General features: G+C 75.8%; 11 protein-coding genes and 1 pseudogene. 2 read left to right on the top strand and 10 right to left on the bottom strand.

Features of this window, described 5'->3' with window-relative positions:
• Positions 1-52: 52 nt before the first annotated feature.
• The 3 genes and pseudogenes from MF672_RS42000 to MF672_RS41990 form a co-directional block, all read right to left on the bottom strand.
• Entirely contained in the window at positions 53-1447 is a 1395-nt protein-coding gene (locus MF672_RS42000) for an FtsX-like permease family protein (protein ID WP_247815707.1), read from the bottom strand.
• A gap of 91 nt (positions 1448-1538) precedes the next feature.
• A pseudogene (locus MF672_RS52325) lies at positions 1539-1862 on the bottom strand (FtsX-like permease family protein); the annotation flags it as partial.
• Positions 1863-2573: 711 nt separating this feature from the next.
• A complete protein-coding gene (locus MF672_RS41990) occupies positions 2574-3302 on the bottom strand; it encodes an ABC transporter ATP-binding protein (protein WP_242384076.1) in 729 nt (242 codons plus the stop codon).
• A 62-nt stretch (positions 3303-3364) separates the two neighbouring features.
• Here MF672_RS41990 and MF672_RS41985 point away from each other — a divergent pair, with 62 nt between their 5' ends.
• The gene (locus MF672_RS41985) at positions 3365-6193 is read left to right on the top strand and encodes a helix-turn-helix transcriptional regulator (protein ID WP_247815705.1); all 2829 of its coding nucleotides are present in this window, start codon (positions 3365-3367) and stop codon (positions 6191-6193) included.
• Between the two features lie 623 nt (positions 6194-6816).
• Here the strand turns inward: MF672_RS41985 and MF672_RS41980 are convergent.
• On the bottom strand, positions 6817-7668 hold the full coding sequence (locus tag MF672_RS41980) for a MerR family transcriptional regulator (protein ID WP_242382420.1): 852 nt from the start codon (positions 7666-7668) through the stop codon (positions 6817-6819).
• Between the two features lie 197 nt (positions 7669-7865).
• Complete coding sequence (locus MF672_RS41975) at positions 7866-11222, bottom strand: S8 family serine peptidase (RefSeq protein WP_242382419.1); 3357 nt, start codon at positions 11220-11222, stop codon at positions 7866-7868.
• A gap of 286 nt (positions 11223-11508) precedes the next feature.
• On the opposite strand from MF672_RS41975, the gene MF672_RS41970 reads away from it, so the two are divergent.
• Entirely contained in the window at positions 11509-13641 is a 2133-nt protein-coding gene (locus tag MF672_RS41970) for a sensor histidine kinase (RefSeq protein WP_242382418.1), read from the top strand.
• 294 nt (positions 13642-13935) lie between these two features.
• Here MF672_RS41970 and MF672_RS41965 read toward each other — a convergent pair whose 3' ends face one another.
• The 5 genes from MF672_RS41965 to MF672_RS41945 form a co-directional block, all read right to left on the bottom strand.
• Positions 13936-15288, bottom strand: a complete 1353-nt coding sequence (locus tag MF672_RS41965) for a carbohydrate-binding protein (RefSeq protein ID WP_242382417.1) — start codon at positions 15286-15288, stop codon at positions 13936-13938.
• A gap of 124 nt (positions 15289-15412) precedes the next feature.
• Entirely contained in the window at positions 15413-15904 is a 492-nt protein-coding gene (locus MF672_RS41960) for a hypothetical protein (RefSeq protein WP_247815704.1), read from the bottom strand.
• Entirely contained in the window at positions 15820-17817 is a 1998-nt protein-coding gene (locus tag MF672_RS41955; protein ID WP_247815703.1) for a serine/threonine-protein kinase, read from the bottom strand. The genes MF672_RS41960 and MF672_RS41955 overlap by 85 nt, the downstream gene beginning before the upstream one ends.
• Positions 17818-17984: 167 nt before the next feature.
• On the bottom strand, positions 17985-20333 hold the full coding sequence (locus MF672_RS41950) for a SpoIIE family protein phosphatase (protein ID WP_242382415.1): 2349 nt from the start codon (positions 20331-20333) through the stop codon (positions 17985-17987).
• Between the two features lie 79 nt (positions 20334-20412).
• Positions 20413-24681, bottom strand: a complete 4269-nt coding sequence (locus MF672_RS41945) for a HAMP domain-containing protein (protein WP_247815702.1) — start codon at positions 24679-24681, stop codon at positions 20413-20415.
• Between the last annotated feature and the right edge of the window lie 136 nt (positions 24682-24817).

Below are 24817 nucleotides of genomic sequence, written 5' to 3'. Positions count from 1 at the left end.
GCGGCCAGCCTATCCGCCGGCCGCGCCCGCCGCCGCGGCCCGGACGGCCGCCTCAGCGCGGGATCGCCGCCCCCCGGACCCGGCTCGCGGGCACGACGGCCGCCGCCACCGCGAGCGCGCCGCACAGCGCGGTCACCCCGGCCACCGCCTCCCACGGCACGTCGAACGGGACGGGGCCGGACAGCCGCAGCAGCGCGGCGTACAGGCCGAGCAGCCCGAGCGCGGTCACGGCGGCGGCGAGCAGCACGCCCACGGCCACGACCAGCAGCGCCTCGCCCGCCGCGTACCGGACGAGCTGCGCCCGGGTGGCGCCGAGCAGGCGCAGCGCGCCGTGCTCGGCGGCCCGGTCGGGCGCGGCCATCAGCAACGTGCCGATCATCGTGATCACGGTGTAGCCCAGCATGATCGCGAGCACCGCCAGCAGGCCGAGGCGGCCGGCGGACGCCTTCCCCTCGGCGACCTCCGCCGCCCAGACGTCCCTGGTCACCACCCGCGCGTTGTGCCCGGCCGCGGCGTCCCGCAGCGCCGCCGCCAACCCGGCGGAGCCGGACCCCGGCACGCCGGAGGGGCGCGGGACCACGTAGGCGGCCGACGGGAGGGCGGCGGGCGCGTTCGCCGGGGTGACGTAGGCGTCGGCGGGCGCGCCCGCGCCGAGCAGCGCGACGACCGTCAGCGACACCCGCCCGCCGTCCGCCCGCCAGAGCGTCACCCGCTCTCCCAGGCCCAGCTCCCACGTCGGCGAGACGGCGATCGTGTCGTCCCGCAGCCCCGGCAGCGAGCCGGCGGTCACCGGCACCGCCAGGGTCCGGGTGAGCGCGGCCGGGTCCACGGCCTCGGCGGTCCGGCGGATGAGCTGGGTGCCCTCCCCTTCCAGCGTGTAGAGGACGGTTTCGGCCGCGGTGGTGACGTCGGCCTCGGGGACGGCCCGCAACCGCTCCACGAGCTGCCGGTCCAGTCCGGCCGTCCCGGTGGGCAGCACCAGGTGGGCGGCGCGGACGGGCGCGGTGCGCGTCGCGGCCCCGGTGGCGTCGGTGAGCGCCGCGCCGCCCAGCAAGGTGGCGGCCAGGGCGACGGTGACCAGGACCGGCGCGGCCGTCGCGGCGGTCCGCCGGGTCGAGGCGAGCGCGCCGGCCGCGACCACGAGCCCGCCCGCCCCGCGCAGCCGGGCCAGAGGTACGGCCAGCAGCCGCGCGACCGGCCGGACGAGGAGCGGGGCGAGCAGCCCGGCCGCGGCCACCAGCAGCATGACGACCGGCATGAATGTCTTGTCGTTGGTCGCCGCGGCCGGGTCGGTGAAGGCGTTGACCAGCAGCGAGATCACCGCCGTGGCGAGCAGGCCGCCGCCGGCGAGCAGGCGTCCGGGCGTCATCACCCGGGGCTCCACGGCCGCCTCGCGCATCGCCTCGGCGGGACGCACCCGCCCCGCCCGGCGGGCGGCCACCGCCACGCCGGCCGCGGCGGCCAGCAGCCCCGGCGGCGAACGCGACGACGGCGGGCACGGGCGTGGCGGCGGGCGTCAGCCAGCCGGGCGCCATGCCGAGCCCGGCGAACAGCCGCAGCAGCCGCCCGGCGGCGAGCGGGCCGGTCAGCGCGCCGAGCGCGGCGGCGGCGACGGCCACCAGCAGCGCCTCGCCGTACAGCAGCCGCCGTACCTGGCGGGCGGTCGCGCCGACGGTGCGGAGCAGCGCGAACTCACGGCGGCGCAGGCCGACCGCGAAGGCGAACGTGGAGGAGACCGCGAAGACGGCGACGAACGCGGCGAAGGCGGCGGCGATGCCGGCGATGGTGCCGGCGTTGTCGCGCGCCTCCTCGTCGGCCTGCCGGAACGGGTCGAGCAGCGCCCGCTCCGCCCCGCTCAGCACCCGCGCCCGTTCCGACACCACCGGCCCGGTCCCCGCGTCCCCGGGAGGCGCCCCGCGGGACGCCGCTCCGGGCCCCGCTCGGTGTCCCGCCGCGGTCAGGGCCGCGCGGACCTCGGCGGCGGGCCGCCACACGGCCACGGCGTCCACGCGCGGCGACAGCAGGGCCGCCCGCCCGCCCGTGAAGAACACGGTCGGCTGCGCCCCCGGCGAGGCGAGCCCCACCACCCGGTACGCCCGGGCCCCCTCGGCCGTCACCACCCGCACCCGCTCCCCCGGCCTGGCCCCGCCGGTCACCACGATCTCGTCGTCCCCGGCGGGCGCACGGCCCGCGACCAGCGGCTGCGGCGCCGTACGGGCCGCCGCCCACGGTCGCCCGACGGCCGGCGGCCCTCCGGCGAGCTGCGCCGGAAGACCCGGTCCAGCACGGCCCCGGCAGCCGCGCCACCAGCCCGGCGGCCAGCGCGGGTGCCAGGCCGCGCGGCTCGGCCAGCGGCGCCGCGCTCTCGCCGAACCGGCTCCGTACCAGGATGCGCTCGTCGGGCGCGACCACGACGGGCGTCGCGGCGTACCGCTGCGGCCCCCGCCCCGGCGAGATGAGGGCGGCGGCCAGCACCTGCCCGAGCGCGGCCATCAGCGCCGCGCCGAGCGCGAGGGCGGCGAACGTGCCCGCGAACGACACCCACTGCACCCGCAGCGTGGACCAGGCGAGCCTCAGCACGACGCCTCCAGGTGCAGCATGCGGGTGGCGATCTCCTCCGTGCGGGGATCGCGCAGCTCCCCGTAGATCCGGCCGTCGGCCAGGAACACGACGCGGTCGGCGCAGGCGGCCGCCACCGGGTCGTGGGTGACCATGACGACGGTCTGCGCCTGCCCGTCCACCAGGTCGCGCAGCAGGCGCAGCACCTCCCGGCTGGTGGCGGCGTCGAGCGCGCCGGTGGGCTCGTCGGCGAACAGCACGGCCGGCCGGGTGACGAGCGCGCGGGCGATGGCCACGCGCTGCTGCTGCCCGCCGGACAGCTCCGCGGGCCGGTGCCCCGCCCGCTCGGCCAGGCCCACGGCGGCCAGGCTCTCCAGGACCTGGCGGTGGCCGGGGCGGCGGCCGGCCAGGCGCAGCGGCAGGGCCACGTTCTGGGCGGCGGTGAGCGACGGCAGCAGGTTGAAGGACTGGAAGACGAACCCGATGCGGTCGCGCCTCAGCAGCGTCAGCCTCCGGTCGCCGAGCGCCGCGAGGTCCTGGCCGTCCACGACGACCCGGCCGGAGCTGGGCCGGTCGAGCCCGGCCGCGCACTGGAGCAGGGTGGACTTGCCCGACCCGGACGGGCCCATCACGGCGGTGAACGTCCCGGCGGCGAAGCCGATCGACACGTCGTCGAGCGCCGTGACGCCGTGTGCGTAGTGTCTGGTGACCCCGATCAGGTCGACCACGTGCGGGGGATTCATGGACGACGACGCTAGGGACCGCGGTGTCCGGCCGGTACCGGACGAGTGACTAGGATGCGTGCGTGCTTCGGGGCCGGGAGTCGGAACAACGTGCGGTGGACGCGCTGCTCGACGGGGCCCGCGCGGGCCGTTCCGGCGTGCTGGTGGTCAGGGGCGAGCCGGGCATCGGCAAGACGGCGCTGCTGGCCTACGCCGAGGAGCGGGCGCACGGCCTGCGGGTGCTGCGCGGCCCTGGCGTCGAGACCGAGGCCGACCTGCCGTACGCCTCGCTGCACCTGCTGCTGCGCGACGGGCTGGACCGGCTGGCCGCGCTGCCCGGGCCGCAGGCGGCGGCGCTGGCGGGCGCGCTGGGCCTGGCCCCGGCGCGGGCCGACGACCGGTTCCAGGTGGGTGTCGCCGTGTTGTCGCTGCTGGCCGAGCTGGCCGAGGACCGGCCGCTGCTGTGCCTGGTGGACGACGCCCACTGGCTGGACCAGGCGTCGGCGCGGGCGCTGCGTTTCGCCGCGCGGCGGCTGCACGCGGAGGGCGTCGTGGTGCTGTTCGCCGCCCGCGACGACGCCGGCCCCGCCACGCCCGGCCCCATCACGCCCGGCCCCATCACGCCCGGCCCCATCACGCCCGGCCCCATCACGCCCGCCCCCATCACGCCCGGTCCCGCCACGCTCGACGCGGTCGCCGGGTTCGACCCGGCCGGGCTGCCGGAGCTGCGGCTCGGCGGGCTCGACGACGACAGCGCCGCGCGCCTGCTCGCCGACGCCGCGCCCGGCCTGGCCGCCCCCGTCCGCGCGCGGATCATCGCCGAGAGCGCCGGCAACCCGCTCGCCCTGCTCGAACTGCCCCGCACCCCTGCCCCGCCCGAGTACGACCGCACCCCGCCCCCGCTGCCGGAGCGGCTGCGGCTGGCCTACGCCGCCCGCATCGGCCGCCTGCCCGCCGATGCCCGGGTCGCGCTGCTGGTGACGGCGCTCGCCGACGACGGCGACCTGGCCGTCGTCGCCCGGGCGTGCGCCGCGCTCGGCGCCGGTCCGGCCGCGCTCGGCGCCGCCGAACGCGCCGGGCTGGTCACGGTCACCGACCGGCACGCGCGCTTCGCCCACCCGCTGACGCGGGCGGCGGCCTTCCAGCTCAGCACGTACGACCAGCGCCTGAGGACGCACGCCGCCCTGGCCGCGCTCCTGCACGACCACCCCGACCGCCGGGCCTGGCACCTGGCCGCCGCCGCGCCGGGCCCGGACGAGACCGCCGCCCGGGCCCTGGACGAGCTGGCGGAGCGGGCCGCGGCGCGCGGCGCGGGCGTCAGCGCCTGCGGCCGCCTGCGAGCGGGCGGCCGAGCTGGCGAGGACCCCCGGCTCAGGGGCCGGCGGCTGCTCACGGCGGCCGCGCACGCCACCGAGGCGGGCCGGCTGCGCCACGCCCAGCGCCTCATCGAGGCCGCCGTCCCGCTCGTCCCCGCCGCTTCGGCCCGCACCGCGCTGCCCGCGCTGCGCGCCCGGATCGCTTTCGGCAGGGGCGCCCCGCACCTGGCCCACGACCTGCTGCTCGACGGCGCCGCGGAGGCGGCGGGCGAGGACCGCGGCGCGGCGGGCCTGATGCTGGTGGAGGCGGCGCGCAACGCGAGCCTGCTCGGCGACGCCGACCGGCTCGTCGCGGCCGCCGCCCGCCTGCGGGAGCTGGGCCTCGGCCCCGAGGACGACTACGACCTCGCCCGGCGCTCCGCCCTGAGCTCCGCGCTGCTGATCACCAACGGGCCCGCCGCCGCCCTGCCGGCCATGCGCGAGCTGGTGAGCGAGGGCAGCAGGGTGGCCTCCGACATGCACTCCCGCCGCATCAACGCCTCCTATTTCGCCCTCCAGACCGGCGACTTCCCCGCCGCCTGGGAGATCGCCCGCGCCGCCGCCGCCGAGTGCCGGGCCAACGGCGAGGCCGGAAAGCTGGTCGTCCTGCATCTCACGCTCGCCGCCGCCGAGATCTTCCTCGGCCGGTTCGCGGACGCCGCCGCCTCGGCCGAGGAGGGCCTGCTGCTGACCGCCGAGAGCGGCGGCCAGGACCGGGCGGGCTGCATGCGCGGCGTCCTGGCCTGGCTCGCCGCCGCGCGGGGCGAGGCGGACCGGTGCCTCGCGCTCGCCGCCGCCGCGCACGAGAGCTACGCCGCCAACGGCATCGTCAACGCCCTGGCCTGGGCGGAGTGGGCGCGGGCCCTGCTCGACCTGGGCGCGGGCCGCACGGCCGAGGCGCTGGACCGGCTGGAGGCCGGGCCGGCCGGCCCGGCGCGCCACCAGTTCCAGGCCGTGCACGCCGTGCCCGACCTGATCGAGGCCGCCGCCCGGCTGGACCGGCCCGCCGGGGAGGCGCTGGGCCGCTACGCCGGCTGGGCGGAGGCGGCGGGGCTGCCGTGGGCGAGGGCCGTCCTGCACCGCTGCCGGGCGCTGCTGGAGCCGGACGGGGAGCGCGCGGACACGCACTTCCGCGAGGCCGTCCGGCTGCACGCGCGGGGCGGTCATCCGTGGGAGGCGGCGCGCACCGCCCTGCTCTACGGGGAGCGGTTGCGGCGGGAGCGGCGCAAACGCGAGGCCCGCCCGCACCTGCGGGCGGCGCTGGAGACGTTCCGGCGGCTGGAGGCCCGCCCCTGGGCGGAGCGGGCCGCGGGCGAGCTGCGCGCCGCGGGTGACGCCGGCCCGCCCGTCGCCGGTCCGGACGCCGCGTCGGCGCTGTCGGCGTTGTCACCGCAGGAGCTGCAGATCGTCCGCCTGGCGGCGGCGGGCCGCACGAACAAGGAGATCGGCGCGCGGCTGTTCCTCAGCCCGAAGACCGTCAGCTACCACCTGTACCGGGCCTTCCCCAAGCTGAACGTGACCAGCCGGGCCCAGCTCGCCGGGCTCGACCTGCCCTGACGGCCGTCGCCCGGCCGCCTTCCCGGGTGGGCGGCGGACGCGGCCGGTCAGGGGAAGGCGCGCCGGGCGTCGTCCGCGCGGCGGCGGGCGGGGCTGCGCAGCTCGGCGAGGAGGCGCAGCCGTTCGGCCAGGCTGCGGTGCCACCGGGCGAGGGCGCAGGTGGGCCTCGGCGTCGGCGGCCACGCGGCGGGCCCCCCCCCCGCGGGCCCGCGCGGCCCGCTCGTGGGCGGCGGCGAGCCGCAGGAAGGCCTCGTTGCGGCGCCGGGCGGCGGCCCGCAACCACAGGACGGCCTCGCCGGGGTCGTGGCCGGGCAGGGCGAGCGGCTCCTGCCCCGGCTCGTACGTGCCGTCGCGCAGGCGGCGCAGCCGGGCCTGACGCGGGCGCGCGCCTCGCGGGTCGCGGACGAAGGCGCCGGCGGCCGCGGCGGCGGCCCGCTCGCGGTGGCCCAGGGGCGCCGGCGCGCCACGGGGCTCTGCGGGGCCGGGCAGCGTGCCGGGAGACTCGGCTCGCTTCCCGGCCTGGTCCTCGCCCCTCATCGCCTGTCCCGCTTCGGTCAGGAAAAGCTATTCAGTAGTCATTCAGGCACAGAGCGGTGGGCGCCGCAAGCGTCCTGAGGAGATCGTCATGGGGCGGCCGCGACGGCGGCCGCGATCGTGGCGACGGCGTCCCTGAGCGTGCCCACGCGGACCACGTCGCCCGGCAGCCCGCCGGGCCAGCCGGGGCCGCCGACGACCACCCGGCAGGCGGGACGCGGCCGCGGCAGCGCCGCCAGCGGCGCGGGGTCCCCGGTCGCCTCCTGCTGCGACCAGACGAACACCGCGCCCGGCCGCACCCGGCGCACCGCGTCGCCGAGCGCCCGGTACGGGGTGCGCGCCCCCAGTACCCACGTGGTCACCCCCTGCTCGGCCAGCGCGGCGGCCAGGGCGTGCACCGGCAGGCTGTGCTGCTCCTCCTCGGCGCACGCGAGCAGGGCCGGGCGCGCGCCGTCGGTCCTGAGGGACTGGGCGTGGTGGGCGAGGGCGGCGAGGACGCGCTCGGACAGCAGGTGCTCCACCTCGACGCCCGCGCCGGTCCGCTCCTGGTCGTGGGTGACGGCGGTGAGCACCGGCAGCACCAGCTTCTCCCACGTCCAGACCACGCCCAGGGCGGCCAGGGCCTCGGGCAGCGCGGCGGACAGGGTGCGCACGTCCATCCGGGCCGTGGCCCGCTCCAGCCGGGCGAGCCGGTCGGCCACCTCAACAGGTGGGGACGCGGCGGGCGGGGACGCGACGGCTGCGGACGCGGCGGGCGGGAGGGGGGCGGCCAGGGCCTGGCGGGCCGCCTCGGCCGGGGCGACGCCCTGCCCGACCAGCCGCCGCATCTGCCCGAGCCGCCACAGGTCGGCGCTGTCGTAGCGGCGGTGCCCGCCGGAGCTGCGCCGGCTCGGGCCCAGGCCGTAGCGGCGGTCCCACGTCCGCAGGGTGGGCGTGGGCACGCCGAGCCTCCTCGCCACGGCTCCTATCCCGTAGCCCGAGGCGGCCGCACCGCCCGGTTCCTGCTCCATCGGCCTTTCCCGCATCCGCCGCCGTGACAGTCCTGTTCCCGGTCCTCCGCGGGACAGTCCTGCCGGGCCGCGCCGGGGTGGCCGAGCGGCGGCCGCGGGCGGGAGGCCCGCCCGCGGCCGCGGCCGGCTCACCGGACGTTGATCGTGTCCACCTCCACGGTGACGCCCTTCACCTGCGGGGTCGAGGTGGCCGTGGTCACCTTGCCGGCCCCGGTGCTGACGCCCTTGACCTTCATGGTGTACGTGAGCGTCCCGCCGGGCGCGCCGGGGGTGCTCCTGACGACGAGGTCCTCGGCCGGCGGCCCGGAGATCTGGTCACCGGCGGTGCCCTCGGCGTTCTCCGCGCCCACCGTGAGCCCCGCGCCCGCGGGCGGGGAGCCGGGCAGGTTCGCCGGGTCGTAGGCGTAGCTGATGTCCTCGGCGCCGTTCACGCCGATCCACTGCTGGAACACCTTCAGCGAGCTGGTGCCGTACAGGTTGACCCGCCACTCGACGACGACCCAGTCGTTCACGCCGTCGGTCAGGACCGTGCTGTAGACGCCGGGCGCGCCGGTGCCGTCGAGGTCGGTCCAGTACGTGGCGAGCACGCCGTTCGGCCGCGCCGGGTCGGGCAGCGTCTGCGGCTGGTACTGGATGTCGTCGGCGCCGTTCGTGCCGCCCGCGACGCTGTAGCCGTTGGACGTCACGCCGAGCCTGGTGTAGGTGCGGCCGGCGAAGGAGAACGCCGGCACGGTGAGGTTGATCGCCTGCTCGTCGCCGATGGGCGTCGGCGTCACGCCGAACGCGTCGAGCGGCAGGTACCCGGCCGGTCCCTGGCCGGGCGCGATCGTCGGCCGGTCGGGCTGGCGGGCGGCGAGGGTCGCCCTGGCCGTGGCGACCTGGGTGCCGATCTTGGTGGCTCCGGTCACGCTGTTGAGCCGCAGCCGCGCGTCGAGCGTGCTGACCGCGGTGACCTCGGCCGCCTCCAGGCTGTTGTTCTGGACGGTGACGGTGCAGGTGGACTCGCCGGTGTTCCTGGCGATGGTGTCCGGCGCGCAGGTCTGGTCGACCGGGACTATGCCCTCCTGGCGGTAGAACGCGACCGGCAGGTGCAGCGCGCGCGAGCCGCCCGCCTGCTTGAGGTCCACCTGCCCGAAGTACTGCCCGTCGGGCAGGTCGGGCGCGGTGATCACGACGCTGAGCCTGGCGCTCTTGCCGGGCGCGACGGAGAACAGCGGCGGCACGACGGCGATGGCCGCGCCGCTGACCGTCCTGCCGGTGGCGGTGAAGGTGAGCGTGCGGCTCGTGACGTTCGTGACCGTGCGCCTGGCGGTGATGACGCCCGGCATGACGGGCGCGTTCACCGACGGCAGGTTGAGGTCGATGCGGTTGAGCGGGTCGGCCGCGGAGGCGGCGAAGTTCGCGGCGCTCTCGTCCAGCGTCAGGCCGGGGTCGCCGGCCTTGGTCAGGTCGATGCGCCCGCCGCCCATGTCGAACGGGTCGGCCGGGGTGCTGCCGTCCGGCTTGGTGACCGACGTCTTCCCGGTGGTCTCCAGCGCGGACTTGACCTGGCCCGGCGTCCAGCCCGGGTGCAGGGCGAAGACGAGCGCCGCCGCGCCGGTGACGTGCGGGGCCGACATCGAGGTGCCCGAGATGACCTGGTAGTAGTTGCCGGGCGGGCCTTCCAGCGGCGACTCCGGCGTCGGGGTCTGGCCGGCCAGGATGTGCAGGCCGGGCGCGGTGACGTCCGGCTTGAGGAAGTCGCCGCCGGGGCCGCGCGAGGAGAAGTACGTCATCCGGTCGCCCTGCCAGGTGGCCTTCTGGCCCTGCGTGTAGGACGCGGTGGTGTCCGGGTGGGCGCTCAGGAAGGCCAGCAGGGTGTCGGCCGCCGGCTTGTCGAGGTGCACCGTCGGCAGCCAGTGGTTGTCGGTGAAGACGTCGAACGGGTAGCTGTTGTACAGGATCATCCCGGCCGCGCCGCCCTGCTTGACGTTGAAGCCCTTCAGCACCCGGTTGGGGCCGCGCTCACAGGCGACGATCTTGCCGGTGAACAGCCCGGCCGGCGCGGGCGCGTCGCACAGCGGCCGCGAGTACGGCGGCGCTGAGGCGAGCACCACGGGCAGCGGCGATGAGACCCCGGCGGTGATGGAGGCGCCCTTGACCGTCGCGGTCGCGCCGCCGCCGGTCAGCGTGAGCGTCGACTGGAACGTGCGGTTCTGCGTGGACGCCGCGACGGTGGTGACCCACGGCCCGCGGTGGTCGGTGGTGTTCGCGCCGGGACCGGAGTTGCCGGCCGAGGCGGAGACCAGCACGCCGGCCGCGTACGCGTCGAGGAAGGCCAGCTCGACCGGGTCGCTGTAGGGGTCGCTGCCGCCGGAGATGGAGAAGTTGATGACCCGGACGCCGTCCAGGATGGCCCGCGCCACCGCCTGCGCCGAGTCGGAGGAGTAGCAGCCCTCCGCGCCGCAGACCTTGTAGACCGACACGGCCGCGCCGGGCGCGATACCGTGGATCGGTCCGCGGCTGATGCCGAGCGGGTTGGCGTCGGCCACCGGGCCGCCGGCCGAGGTGGTGGCGGTGTGGGTGCCGTGGCCGTTGGAGTCGCGGGCGCTGTCGGGGTAGACGTCGCCGCCGATGACCTCGTTGTAGGTCTCCAGGAACGGCCGCCCGCCGATCAGCTTGTTGGTGCAGGTGAACGGGTCGTTGGCGGGCGTCAGCGGGTTGTCGCCGAAGTCGCACTCGCGGGGTGCGCCGTCCTTGGTGGGCGGCGGGTCGGGCAGGCCGGGCCGGGCGGCGAAGGACGGGTGCTCGGGCCAGGCGCCGCTGTCCAGCACGCCCACGATCACGCCCTTGCCGGCCGTGTCGGTGCCGCCGAGCTGCGGGTAGAGGGTGTCGGCGCCGATGAAGGCCGGGCTGGAGTCGGTGAGCAGGTGCTCCAGCCGGTCCTCCTGGACGGCGGCGACGCCGGGCAGCTTCAGCACCTCCGCCGCCTTGTCGCCGGGGATGCGCAGCGCGATGCCGCCGTAGACGGTCCTGATGCGCTGGCCCGCGACCGCGCCGGGGACCCGCTTGGCCAGCTCGGCGAGGAAGCCCTCCTCGACCTTCTGGATGTGCCCGGTGTACTTCCTGGCGTCGGCGCTCCTGGTGTCGAGGGCCTTGCCGGTGACGGCGGGGCTGGTGGCGGGCAGGCCGGGCAGGCCGCCGCGGTAGGCCGCCAGGGAGTCGTAGTCGAGCTTGACGACGACGCTCACCGGCTTGGGATCGGTCCTGCGGAGCAGGGCGGGGTCGCTCTTGGCGAGCTTGCCGGTCGCGGACTTGGCGCCGTCCACCAGCTCGCCGGCGGGCAGCGGGATGGCCTTCCACTTCCCGGTGGGCGAGCTCGGGGTTGAGGGGGACGGGGCCGGGCTGGCGCCTGCCGGGACCGGGCTCAGGGCCAGGACGACGCTCAGGCCCGCGGCGGCCGCGGCGAGCCGGCGCACGCGGGGTAACAGGGCGCTGGGTGACACGGGAACCTCCTCGTCGAGGGGCTGCGTGGGCCTCGTCGGGCCGCTCGCGGAGGCGTCGTGTCACCCGGGCTGAAGGCACGCCGGAGGAACCGACCCCTCCCCGGCGGGTGACGAGCTGGAGCGGCCGTCCCTGTGGGGGCGGCCGGGCTCCGGACTGGAGTGTAACCAGTGATGCCGCGGCCGAGAACCGGGCAGATCATTCTGTTTTGCGGCGTCGTACCATGGTGCGGCGCAGGACGGGGAGTGACGTGCGGCTTCCCCGCGGCGGGACGGGACGGGACACCGCGTGGACTCTGGAACGCGACACGGCGCGGACACCGGGCGGCGGGCCCGGGCGGGCTCCGGCGCGCCGGCCGGGCGGCGCGCCCGGGTGGTGTCCGGGGTGCTCGCCGCGCTGGCGGTGACGCTGACCGTGGCCGGCTCCGCGCTGCAGTTGTCGGCGCCGGGCGCGTGGGCGCCGTGGCCGCCGTTCGTGCCGGACCACGCGGCGGGGCTGGCGTTCCCGGTGACCGGGGCGTTCCTGATCCGGCACCGGCCGCGGCTGCGGATGGCCTGGCTGATGTGCGCGGGCGGGCTCGGCTCGGCCGTCAACATCGTGGCGACCGGGCTGCAGGTCGCCCTGGCCGCGGCCGGCCACCTGGACGGCGCGGGGTGGCTGCGGATCGTGGCGGTGGCGGGCTGGGTGGCGGGCGCGTGCGCGCTGTCGTCGCTGCTGCCGCTGCTGTCGCCGGACGACCGGCTGCCGTCGCGGCGGTGGCTGCCGGTGGCCGTCGTGGGCGTGGCGGCGACGGTGCTGGAGGGCCTGCGCAACGTCGTGCGTCCCGCGCCGGCCGCGGCCGCGTACCGCTATCCCGAGGTCATCCCCAACCCGCTGGCGGTCGAGGCGCTGGCGCCGTACAACGACGGGGTGCGGGCGGTGCTGACGCTGGTCGTCAACGCGTGCGTGGTGCTCGGGATGTTGTCGCTGCTGGTGCGCATGCGGCGGGCGGCGCCGGCCGGGCGGCGGCAGATCGCCTGGCCGCTGTCGGCGTTCGCGGGCTACACGGTGTTCCTGCTGCTCGGGCAGGACTACTGGGCGCTCGCCACGGTCTGGGCGGCGCTGGTGCCGGTGGCGATCGCGTTCGCGGTGCTGCGCTACCGCCTCTACGGCATCGACACCGTCATCAGCCGCACGCTCGTCGCGACCGGCCTGCTCGCCGCGGTCGGCGCGGTGTACTTCGGCGTGAGCGCCGTCGCCGGGCTGCTGCTGTCGGGCTACGACCAGCTCGCCGGCCTGGCCGCGACGCTCGCGGCGGGCGCGCTCTTCCAGCCGTTACGGGCCCGGCTGCGCCGGATGACGGACGTGATGCTGTACGGGCGGCACGGCCGGCCCGAGGAGCTGGCCCGGCGGCTGACGGTCGAGGTGGGGGCGCGCGAGCCGGCGAACGCGCTGGCCGCGGTCACCTCCGTGGTGCGCGACGGGCTCGGCGTGACGGGCATCGTCGTCGAGGTCGGCCAGGACAACGGACCCGCCACCGGAACCGGCACGGGAACCGCAGCCGGACCCGGCGGCGGGTCTGATGGCGGGTCCGACGGCGAGCCCGACGGCGGGTCCGGGCGGGGGCCCGGGATGCGGGTGGAGCTGGGGTCGGCCGGGGCCGCGCCGCGCGTCGTGCCGCTGGTGTGGCACGGCGAGCCGGTCGGCCGGGTGCTCATCGGCCCGCCGGGGCCGCGCCGCTTCTCGGCCGCCTACACCGAGCGGCTGATCGGGGTGGCGGTGCCGTTCCTCGCGGACGTCGCGCACGCCGTGCTGCTCGCCGCCGACCTGCAACGCTCCCGCGAACGCATCCTGACCGCCCGCGAGGAGGAGCGGCGCAGGCTCCGCCGCGACCTGCACGACGGGCTCGGCATGGCGCTGGCCAACATGGCGATGTCGCTGACCATGGCCCGCCTCAGCCTGCGGGAGGCGCCGAACGCGGCCGACGCGCTGCTGCTGGACCTGCGCACCGGCATGGACTCGGTCAGCCAGGAGGTGCGCGAGCTGGTCTACGGGCTGCGCCCGCCCACCCTGGACGACCTGGGCCTGGCCGGGGCGGTGCGCGCGCTGGCCGCCGAGCCGGGCCCGCCCGTGACGGTGGAGGCGGAGGGCGAGCTGACCGGCCTGCCCGCCGCCGTCGAGGTGGCCGCGTACCGGATCGTGCAGGAGGCGCTGACGAACGCGCGCAAGCACGCCGCCGCCGGCCGGGTCGAGGTGACGCTGACCCGCGCGCCACGCGCGCTGGTGGTGCGGGTGCGCGACGACGGGCGGGGCCTGCCCGAGCGGCGGCGCTCCGGCGTGGGCTTCGCCTCCATGCGCGAGCGCGCCGCCGAGCTGGGCGGCACCTGCCTGATCAGCTCACCGGGGACGGGCACGCAGGTGGAGGCCATGCTCCCGCTGTGAGCGGCCCCGGGCGTGCCGAAGCCGCGGCGCGGGGCATGGGCGATCGCGGGGGACGACGGTGCCATGCCCGGCGCCGCGGCTCGGCGTTCGTGGGTGTGTGCTGGATCTCCCGGCGGGCGCGTCAGCCGTTGCAGCCGCAGCCGCAGTCGGCGGAGCAGGAGCAGGACGAGCCGTGGCCGCACGAGCAGGTGCCCTTATTCGTGTCCATGCCTCGTATGTTCCTTGACTGAGCGTCGCTCGACCTCACCTTGAGTGCACATCTTTGCGCCGCCACGGGCACATGGTCCGGACGTTTCAGACGCGCTGCCAGAGCGCCGGGACGTTCGGCGGCTCCCAGCCGACCTGCGACGTGTGGCCCTGGAGGCAGCGGTACGTGGCGCCGCCGTAGGTGACGGTGGCGCCCGTCGCGTACGTGGTGCCCGGCGCCCAGGTGCCGCCGGGAGCGGTCGGGGTGGGCGAGCCGGTCGGGCCGGGGCCGCCGCCCTGCGTGGCCAGCGTGAGCCCGTACACGGACAGGATCTCGCCGACCGGCTGGAAGTAGGTCGTCCCGCCGGAGGTGCAGTCGCCCGAGCCGCCCGAGGTGACGCCCTGCGCCTGGTCGCCCGCGATGAACGAGCCGCCGGAGTCGCCCGGCTCGGCGCACACGCTGGTCCTGGTGACGCCGGTGACGGTGCCCTGGGAGTAGGTGACGCTGGTGTTGAGCTGCTGGACCGTGCCGCAGTGGTAGCCGGTGGTCGAGCCCGCCCGGCAGACGGACGAGCCGGCCTGGGCGACGGTCGCGCCGCGGACCGGCAGCAGGCCCGCGCTGTAGCCGTTGACCACGCCGGTCGGGGTCCACTGGGAGTTGACCTCGACCCAGGAGTAGTCGTTGCCGGGGAAGGACGAGCCGCGGAACGTGCCCTGCGCGACCCGGTTGGCGCCCGAGGTGGCCGAGCCGGCGGTGCCGCAGTGCCCGGCGCTGACGAACCCGCCCGGCGAGCCCGCCTTGGTCACCGCGAAGCCGACCGAGCAGCGCGTGCCCGAGCCGATGTAGTAGGCGTCGCCACCGCGGACGTCGTAGTAGGTCACCGGCCGCTCGCCGGAGCGCACCACGCGGACGGCGGCGGGGTCGGCGCCGCTGGCCCGGACCCAGGCCGACGCCTTGGCGGGGGTGCTGGTCAGGACGACGACCGTGTTGGCGACGACGTCCACGTACCAGACGGGGGCCGTCCTCGGGGCCCGCGCCGCGGCCGCGTCGAGCGCGGCCTTGACCTGGTCGAGCCGGGCCAGCGAACGGGTGACGACGCGCGGCTCGACGCCGGCCGCGCGGATGGCGGCCTCCTGGGCGGGATCGGTGGTGGCGGTGACGGGCGTCGCGGTCGGCCCGGTGAGCCAGGAGCCGGCGTAGGAGGCGCCCAGCCGGGCACGCAGGGCGGGCTCCAGTGACGCGGCGGCGGCCTCGTTGGACAGCCGGTCGGCCGCCTGGCCGCCGGTGAGGCCGAGGTCGCGGGCCACCGCGTCGAGCAGGCCGGGCTCGGGGTCGGGGACGGCGGCGCGGGCGGCCTGGAAGGGCGTGCCGGGGGCGGCGGCGGCCGTCGCCACCGCCGGGACGGTGAGCAGGGCGACGGCCAGCGTGACGCCCGCCGTCAAGGTCTTGCTGGGGAGCATGGGTTCTCCTCGCGTACTGGGGGGTGCGGCCACGGTACGAGGCCGGGCGCGAGGAGCGGTCGTCCCAAAATGCCCCTATCGCGGTGTTATGACCGCCGCGAGGTGGGAGCGGGGCGCCGGGGCGTCATCGGCGGCCTTTGCCGTGCCCCCTGCCGGGCGGGACGGCGTTGCCCCGGCGGGGGGCGCCGAGATCCGTCGTGAACGTCTTCCTGGCCTGGCCGGGCGGCACGGTGAAGGGCTCGCCGGCGCGCCCGTCCCGCGGGCGGTCCTGGGCGGTGTGCCGGGGGGACTCGTTGGCGCGTTCCGAACGGGAGGCGGTGCGGGACACGGCGACGGAGCGGACCTTCAGGCTGGCGGCGGGCTCGTCGGCGGGCGTCCCGGGCTGGCCGGGCGGGGTGGCGGGCTGCTCCAGGGGCTTCCCGGGCTGCTCAGCGGGCGGCGTGGCGGGCGTCGTGGGTGGTGTGGCGGGCGTCGTGGGCGTCGCGGGCGTGGCCGCGCCGGGGCGGCGCTCCAGCGACGTCACGCTCGCCGTCACGCCCGACGTCCCGATCCCGGACCAGGACGCGCCGGCCAGCACGCTGAGCACCAGCGCGGCCAGCCCCGCCACCTGCCGCACCTGCCCACCCCGCCCGGCCGCCCGGGGGCCCCGGGGGCCTTGTGCGGCGGGGTGGATGCCGTCGCCCTGCCTGCCGCGGCCCTGGGGACCGCACGCCGGCCGGCCGGCGTCGGAGCGGTGCGCCCCGCCTCAGCGAGGGCCTGCCCCTCGACCAGCGCGGGGGCGGTGCGCTCGAAGAGCCCCGGGGACGAGAACCCGGACGGATCCTCGGGTGCCAGTGCCGGGCGGACGTCCGAAGGCTCGCGGAGGCCCATCGAACGCTCGCGGAGACCCGAACGCTCGCGGAGACCCGAACGCTCGCGGAGGCCCATCGAACGCTCGCGGAGGTCCATCGAACGCTCGCGGAGGTCCGAAGGCTCGCGGAGGTCTGGAGGCAGGGGTGCGGGGGCTCCCGTGGGGGGCTCGAAGACGTCGGCGAGCATCGCTCCCGTCTCCGGGGGGCGGGCGGCTGCGTCGGCGCTTGCCGTCTCGGGCTGGGCGGCCGTTCCCGCGCGGGCTCGCCTGCGGGAACGTGAGCGGGCTCCCCCACGGGAGCGTGCCCCCGCCCAGGCGCGTACCTCCGACCAGGCGCCCGCCCCGGACCAGGCGCGCGTCCCCGCCCAGGCGCGCACGCCCGACCAGGCCCGCAGGCCGGTCCGCGCGGAGGCGACGATCGCCGCCCGGCGCGGCCCCGGCACGACGCCGGCCCCGTCGGCCTCCGGCACGCCGGTCCCGTCGCCCTCCGGTACGACGCCGGCGACGGCGGCGACGGCGGCCTCCGATACGAGGCCGGGCTCAGCGGCCCCTGGCGCGTCGCCGATCCCGCCCGCTCCCAGCGCGTCGCCGGTCCCGCCCACTCCCAGCGCGCCACCCGTCGAAGCGGCTCCCGGCACGACGCCGGTGCGACCGACCTCCGGCGCGACGCCGGTGCCGTCGAGTCCCGGCACGACGCCGGTTGCGTCGAGTCCCGGCACGACGCCGGTTGCGCCGAGTCCCGGCGCGACGCCGGTTCCGCCGAGTGCCGGCGCGATGCCGGTGCCGAGGGCGGCCGGGGCGGTGCCGCTTACGGCGGCCTCCGGGGTCCTGTCGTGGGAGGGGCGGGAGGAGCGGGTGGCGATGCGGCGGAGGTGGCGGCGGGCGGCCTCGATGCCCCACCGTCGTCCCGGGTCCTTCTCCAGCAGCCCCATCAGCAGCGGCGCCAGCGGCCCGGCCAGCTCGAACGGCGCCGGCGGCGCGGTGAGGACGGCGCTGATGGTGGCCAGCGCGTTCCCCTGCTCGAACGGCGAGCGCCCCTCCACCGCCGTGTACAGCGTCACCCCCAGCGACCACAGGTCCGCCTCCGGCGTGGCCGGCCCGCCGCGCGCGCGTTCGGGCGCGATGTAGGCGGGCGTGCCCACCAGCAGCCCGGCCTGGGTGAGCTCGACGGGCTGCTCCACGCTGGTGGCCAGCCCGAAGTCGGTCAGGACGGCGTGGCTCTGGCCGGCGTCCAGCAGGATGTTGGCGGGCTTGACGTCGCGGTGCACGATGCCGGCGGCGTGCGCCGCCGCCAGGGCGTCGAGCACCTGGAGGCCGAGCGCGGCGACGGCGGCGGGCGGCAGCGGCCCGCGCTCGGCGAGCACGTCGGCCAGGGTGGGGGCCGGGACGAGCTGGAGCACGATCCACGGCCGCTCGTCGGTCACCACGACGTCGTAGACGGTGGCGATGTTCGGGTGGCTGAGCCGGGCGGCCAGGCGGGCCTCGCTCATCGTACGGCTGCGCAGCGCGTCGCGCTCGTCGGGCGAGCGCTCGTCGAGGGTGACCTCCTTGACGGCGACCGGCCGGTCCAGCAGTTCGTCGTGCCCGTGCCAGACTCGGCCCATGCCGCCACGGCCCAGCTCGGCGTGGAGCCGGTAGCGGCCGGCCAGCAGCGGACCTTGGTCGGGGGAAACGGACATAGCGCCCGGCCTACCCGATCAATGTCCACCCATGCACTGATGGACATAACAACACAAATCCGGAGCTCAGGCGGACCCTGGCCCGGCAGGACGAGAGCCCGGGCCGCTTCCCCACGGTCCGAGCTCTGTTCTATCCATAATATGCACGTTTGTCCGTTTCGATGCCACTAGCTGCCCGGCGCGGTGAGCTGGATGCCCACCAGGCATGTGTCGTCATCGGTGTCGGAGTTGCTGTGCGTCAGCAGGTAGTCCAGGCGGTGCTCCAGGGACGCCGTCGGATGGCCCGCCGTCCGCAGGAGCTGCTGCTGGGAGTGATGCAGGGCGCGGTCGCGGCGCTCGATCAGGCCGTCGGTGTACATGAGCAGCGTGTCGCCCGGCATGAGCTGGACGCGGCTCTCCTCGTAGCTGACCTCCGACAACGCGCCCAGCAGGACGCCGCCGATCAGGTCCAGCTCCGACGCCTGGTCCTTGCGCACCAGGATGGGCGGCAGGTGCCCGCCCCGCGCCCAGCGCAGCACGCCGGTCTCCGGGTCGTACAGGCCGCAGATGGCGGTGGCCGTGACGTTGTCGGTGAGGTGGTGGGCCACCATGTTGAGCCAGGTGAGGAGCTGGCCGGGGCCCGCGCCGGTCGCGGCCAGGCCGCGCAGCGCGTTGCGCAGCACGACCATGCCGGTGGCCGCCTCGATGCCGTGCCCGGCGACGTCCCCGACCGACAGCAGGATCTGCTTGGACGGCAGCACCACGGCGTCGTACCAGTCGCCGCCGACCAGGTGCTCCTTCTCGGCCGGCCGGTAGCGGACGGCGATGTTGAGGTCGAACGCCTCCATCGGGCCGCGCGTCGGCGGCATGATGGCCTGCTGGAGCTGGAGCGCCAGCCGGTTGCGCTCGGCGGCCTGCTGCTCGGTGTGGACGAGCTGGTCGCGGGTCGCGGCCAGCGCCACCTCCGTCCAGTGCTGCGAGGAGATGTCCTGGTACGCGCCCCGCACCGCGAGCAGCCGCCCGTCGGGCGAGAGCACCGGCTCGGCCACCACGCGGATGTGCCGCGAGATGCCGTCGGAGCGCTGCAGCCGGAACGCGGTCGAGGCGGGCCGCCGGTGGTGCGTCACCGTGCGCAGGAACCGGCCGATGAGCACGGCGTCGTCGGGATGCGCGTGCTCGGCCAGCTGTTCGAGCGGGATCGGCGCCTCGCCGGGCTTCATCCCGTACAGGTCGTAGAGCTGGCGGTTCCAGGTGATCTCGCCCGACAGCGTGTTCTCCTCGAACCCGCCGATGCGGCCGAGCCGCTGGGCGTGCTGGAGCAGGCTCGCCAGCCGGGTGGCCTCGTCCTGGAGCCGCCAGATGAGCAGCACGCCGTCGCCGTGCCGGGTGATGCTGACGCTGGCGATGCTCGGCAGCGGCACGTCGTCCACCAGCGCGGTGAGCGTCATGTTCTCCGCCTTGAACGGCTCGCCCGTGGCGTGCACGTGCTCGACCGCCGAGAACAGGCCGCCCTCGTCGGCCGCGAGCGGGTACGCCTCCAGCAGCAGCGCCCCGGCCACCGCCCCCTTGGGCCGGCCCGCCGGGTCCACGAAGTGCGGGTTGGCGTGCGTGATGCGGAAGTCGGTGAGCCGGCCGGCGGCGTCGAGGTGCGGCTGCAGCACCAGGGCGCCGTCCGGCAGCGCCTCGGCCAGCCCGATCAGCTCCTGCTGGCCCGCGCCGCCGCCGGGCTCGACGGGCCGCTCCAGGGTGCGGGAGCACAGCTCGGCCAGCGCCTCGACCTGCTTCTGCACCTGGCGGGGCTGCGGCTCGACGGGGCCCGGCCAGCCGATCTCCAGCACGCCCATGATCCGCCCGCCGGTGCCGGCGGGCACCGCCACCCGGCCGCCGTCGGGCGTCAGGCTCATCCCGATCGACGGCAGCCCGACCTCGGCGAGCGAGCGGATCCACACGGTCCGCCGCTCGACCAGCGCGCGGCGGGCGGGGGTGTTCACGCCGGGCGGGACGTAACGCCACCGGCCGGCCTCGGTGGCGTTGAAGCCGGCCCCGGCCGTCAGGGTGAGCGAGCCGTCGGAGCCGACCGTCCAGACCGCGACGTTCGTCGCGCCGAGCGGCTTCAGCGCGTGCTCCAGCAGCGAGGACGCGACCGCCTGCGCGTCGGGGGCCTCCAGCATGCCGTTCTCGGCCGAGCGCAGCCGCACGGCCATGCCGGCCGCCTGGGCGGGGGCGTCGGCGGCGCGGGCGCCGTCCAGGAACTCGCGGGTGGCCTCGCTGATGCGGTCCTGGGACGCCTGGTTGATGATGTCGGCGGCCAGTTCGAGCTGGGTCACGCCGGCCTGCTCGGCGAGGAGTTCGAGCTGCTGCGCGGCCTCGGCCAGCCCGCACTGCAGCCGCTCGATGAGGATGCCCTTGGCCACCTCGATCAGCGCCCGGCCCTCGGCCGCCCGCTGCGCGTCCTGGATCTGCTTGCGCAGCCGGTCGATGGTGACGGCCAGCCGTCCGAGGTTGCTCACCGCCGCGGCCTCGGACCGGGCGGACACCGGGGGACCCGGCTCCTGGGGGCTGTGCACAGTCGGTTACTCCTCGCCGTTGCGGCCGGATGACGGATGGAAGGGGTCGCTACACGCCGAGCCAGTGCCTGATCCTGGCGAGCAGGTGCTCGGCGTCCACCGGCTTGGTGATGTAGTCGCTGGACCCCGCGCCCAGCGCCTTCTCCTGGTCGCCCGGCATCGCCTTCGCGGTCACCGCGATGATCGGCAGGTCCGCGTACTGCGGCATCTCCCGGATCTTGGCGGTGGCCACGTAGCCGTCCATCTCCGGCATCATGACGTCCATCAGGACGATGTCGATGTCGGGGTGGTTGGTCAGCGTCTCGATGCCCTGGCGGCCGTTCTCGGCGTGCAGGACGGTCATGCCGTGGATCTCCAGGATGCTGGTGATCGCGTACAGGTTGCGCGTGTCGTCGTCGACCACCAGCACCGTGCGGCCGGCCAGCATGCCGTCCACCTCCTGCCGGGCCAGCGTGCCGACGGCGTCGGGCCGGATCAGCGGCAGCACGTCGCCGGGCTGCTCGGCGGTGAGGTGCAGGGCGATGCGCTCGCGCAGCTCGTCCAGGCTGGACAGCAGCTCCAGCGCCTGGCTCTCGGCGCGCTCGCGCAGCCGGGCCTTCTGCTGGGACGTGGTGCGCCAGTTGCTGTAGGCCAGCACGGGCACGACCGCGAGGGCCGGGTCGCCGTCCATGGCCTCCAGGAGCTGGAAGGCCGCGAGGTCCGGCATGTCGAGGTCGAGGACCATGCAGTGGCAGGGCTGGGCGGCCAGCGTGGCGGCGGCCTCCTCGGCCCCCGCCGCCCTGATGATCTCGACGGTGTCGTCGCGGCTGTCGGTCAGCTCGCGCACCACGCTCTCGGCCACCAGCGACAGCAGGCCGCCGGCCCGCTGCTCGATCACCAGCAGCCGCCGGTGCTGGGAGGAGCCGTCGGCGGCCGGGGACGGCCCGGTCGCGTCGGACTCCCCGGCCTGCTCCGCGCCCTCCTGCGGGGCGGCGGACGCGGCGGCGCGGGCGGAGCCGTCGGCGAAGGCCGGGTGGGCGATCGGCAGGAAGAGCGTGAACACGCTGCCCTGTCCCGGCGTGCTCTGCACGCTGATCGCGCCGCCCAGCAGGTAGGCGATCTCGCGGGAGATCGACAGGCCGAGGCCGGTGCCGCCGTACTTGCGGCTGGTGGTGCCGTCGGCCTGCTGGAACGCCCCGAAGATGACTTCGAGCTGCTGCTCGGGGATGCCGATGCCGGTGTCGACGACCCGCAGCGCGAGCGCCGGCCCGTTGGCCCGCACGGTGGCGGGCAGCTCGGACGGGGCGGCCGGCTCGATGCGCAGCTCCACCTTGCCGGTCTCGGTGAACTTGACCGCGTTCGACAGCAGGTTGCGCAGCACCTGGCGCAGCCGGGAGTCGTCGGTCAGCAGCTCGTTGGGGATGCCGGGCGCGGTGACGATGGTGAAGTCGAGGCTCTTCTCGCTGGTCATCGGCTGGAAGGTGGCTTCGACGTAGTCGAGCAGGCGGCGGAGCTGCACCCATTCGGGGTTGACGTCCATCTTGCCCGCCTCGACCTTCGACAGGTCGAGGATGTCGTTGATGAGCTGCAGCAGGTCGGAGCCGGCCGAGTGGATGATCTCCGCGTACTCGACCTGCTTCGGCGTGAGGTTGCGCGTGTGGTTCTGGGCGAGGAGCTGGGCCAGGATGAGCAGCGAGTTGAGCGGGGTGCGCAGCTCGTGGCTCATGTTCGCCAGGAACTCGCTCTTGTACTTCGAGGCGAGCGCGAGCTGCTGGGCGCGGTCCTCCAGCTCCTGCCGGGCCTGCTCGATCTCCAGGTTCTTGGCCTCGATGTCCTGGTTCTGGCTGACCAGGAGGTCGGCCTTCTCCTCCAGCTCGGCGTTGGAGCGCTGCAGCTCCTCCTGCTGGCTCTGCAGCTCCTCCGAGCGGGCCTGCAGCTCGGCGGCCAGGCGCTGCGACTCCTTCAGCAGCTCGTCGGTACGGGCGTTGGCGACGATCGTGTTGAGGTTGACCCCGATCGTCTCCATCAGCTGCTCCAGGAACGCCCGGTGCACGGGCGTGAACTCCTGCACCGAGGCCAGCTCGATCACGCCGAGCACCTGCTCCTCGACGACCACGGGCAGCACGACCAGCGAGGCGGGCATGATCTTGCCGAGGCCGGAGTCGATGGTGATGACGCCGGCGGGGATGTTCTCGGTCAGCGAGATCGTGCGGCGGCTGCGGGCGGCCTGCCCGATGAGGCCGTCGCCGAGCTGGAAGCGGGGGGCGCGGTCGGCGTCCACCGGGTAGCCGTAGGCGCTGAACAGCTTCAGCTCGCTCTCCTCGGCCAGGAAGAACGCGCCGTACTGGGCCGAGACGAGCGGCGCCAGCTCGTTCATCACGAGCTCGGCGACGGTGGCGAGGTCGCGGTGGCCCTGCATGAGCCCGGACATGCGGGCGAGGTTGGACTTCAGCCAGTCCTGCTGCTCGTTGGCCGTGGTGGTCTCGCGCAGCGACTTGACCATCGAGTTGATGTTGTCCTTGAGGTCGGCCAGCTCGCCCTCGGCGTCCACGGTGATCGAGCGGGTCAGGTCGCCCGAGGTGACCGCGCTGGTCACCTCGGCGATCGCGCGGACCTGCCGGGTCAGGTTGCCGGCCAGCTCGTTGACGTTCTCGGTCAGCCGCTTCCAGGTGCCCGAGACGCCCTCCACCTCGGCCTGGCCGCCCAGGCGGCCCTCCGAGCCGACCTCGCGCGCCACCCGGGTCACCTCGGCGGCGAACGACGACAGCTGGTCGACCATCGTGTTGATGGTGGTCTTCAGCTCCAGGATCTCGCCGCGCGCGTCCACGTCGATCTTGCGGGTCAGGTCGCCGCGCGCGACCGCGGTGGTGACCTGGGCGATGCTGCGCACCTGGTTGGTCAGGTTGTCGGCCATCGAGTTGACGTTGTCGGTCAGGTTCTTCCAGGTGCCGGCCACGTTCGGCACCCGGGCCTGGCCGCCGAGCTGGCCCTCGGTGCCGACCTCGCGGGCCACCCGGGTCACCTCGTCGGCGAACGCGCCGAGCGTGTCGACCATCGTGTTGATCGTCTGCGCCAGCGCGGCGACCTCGCCCTTGGCCTCGACGGTGATCTTCTGCGACAGGTCGCCGCGCGCCACCGCCGTGGCCACCTGCGCGATGCTCCGCACCTGGCTGGTCAGGTTGGAGGCCATGACGTTGACGTTGTCGGTGAGGTCCTTCCACGTGCCGGACACGCCGCGCACGGTGGCCTGGCCGCCGAGGTTGCCCTCGGTGCCGACCTCGCGGGCCACCCGGGTGACCTCGTCGGCGAAGGCCGAGAGCTGGTCGACCATCGTGTTGATGGTCTCCTTCAGCTCCAGGATCTCGCCCCGGGCGTCCACCCGGATCTTCTGCGTCAGGTCGCCCTTGGCGACCGCGGTGGTGACCTCGGCGATGCTGCGGACCTGGGCGGTGAGGTTGTCGGCCATGACGTTGACCGACTCCGTGAGCGCCTTCCAGGTGCCGGAGACGCCCTTGACGTCGGCCTGGCCGCCGAGGCGGCCGTCGGTGCCGACCTCGCGGGCCACGCGGGTCACCTCGTCGGCGAACGACGAGAGCTGGTCGACCATCGTGTTGAGGGTGTTCTTCAGCTCCAGGATCTCGCCGCGCGCCGAGACCGTGATGCGCTGCGACAGGTCGCCGCGCGCGACGGCCGTGGCCACCTGCGAGATGTTGCGCACCTGGTCGGTGAGGTTGCCGGCCATGAAGTTCACCGAGTCGGTGAGGTCGCGCCAGGTGCCGGCGACGCCCTTGACGTCGGCCTGGCCGCCGAGCTGGCCCTCGGTGCCGACCTCGCGGGCCACGCGGGTCACCTCGTCGGCGAACGACGAGAGCTGGTCGACCATTGTGTTGACGGTGTTCTTCAGCTCCAGGATCTCGCCCCGGGCGTGCACGGTGATCTTCTGGGAGAGGTCGCCGCGGGCCACCGCCGTGGTGACCTGGGCGATGCTGCGCACCTGGTCGGTGAGGTTGCCCGCCATGGCGTTGACCGACTCGGTGAGGTCCTTCCAGGTGCCCGACACCGCGGGCACCTCGGCCTGGCCGCCGAGCCGGCCCTCGGTGCCGACCTCGCGGGCCACCCGGGTGACCTCCGAGGTGAACAGCGAGAGCTGGTCCACCATGCCGTTGAACACCGAGGCGATCTCGCCGAGCAGCCCGTCGGCGTCCTCGGGGAGCCGGGTGCGGAAGTCGCCGTCCCTGACCGCCGTCAGGCCCGCGAGGAGCAGGCGCAGCTCGGACTCGCCGACCTCGGCGCCGGCGCGGGTGGTCGTGCCCGACCCGCCGGCTGTCGTGTCACTCATGTCCGCCCTCGTCGTTGGAATCACTGGCCAAGCACGCTGGTGATGTCACGATGCGGGCTACCATAAACCTGATCTTCGCCCGTGCGTGACCATCGCCGCTGGAACAGGACACACAGGCAGATGTCTCCGTGGATCC

Origin of the sequence: Actinomadura luzonensis (assembly GCF_022664455.2) — a bacterium.
GTDB classification, from domain to species: Bacteria; Actinomycetota; Actinomycetes; order Streptosporangiales; family Streptosporangiaceae; genus Nonomuraea; species Nonomuraea luzonensis.
This window is presented reverse-complemented; position numbering and strand designations above follow the sequence as displayed.

Coding starts and splice junctions, on each gene's coding strand:
- MF672_RS41955 (WP_247815703.1), bottom strand. CDS start 17,817: ATGTCCGTTTCCCCCGACCAAGGTCCGCTGCTGGCCGGCCGCTACCGG.
- MF672_RS41990 (WP_242384076.1), bottom strand. CDS start 3,302: ATGAATCCCCCGCACGTGGTCGACCTGATCGGGGTCACCAGACACTAC.
- MF672_RS41945 (WP_247815702.1), bottom strand. CDS start 24,681: ATGAGTGACACGACAGCCGGCGGGTCGGGCACGACCACCCGCGCCGGC.
- MF672_RS41965 (WP_242382417.1), bottom strand. CDS start 15,288: ATGCTCCCCAGCAAGACCTTGACGGCGGGCGTCACGCTGGCCGTCGCC.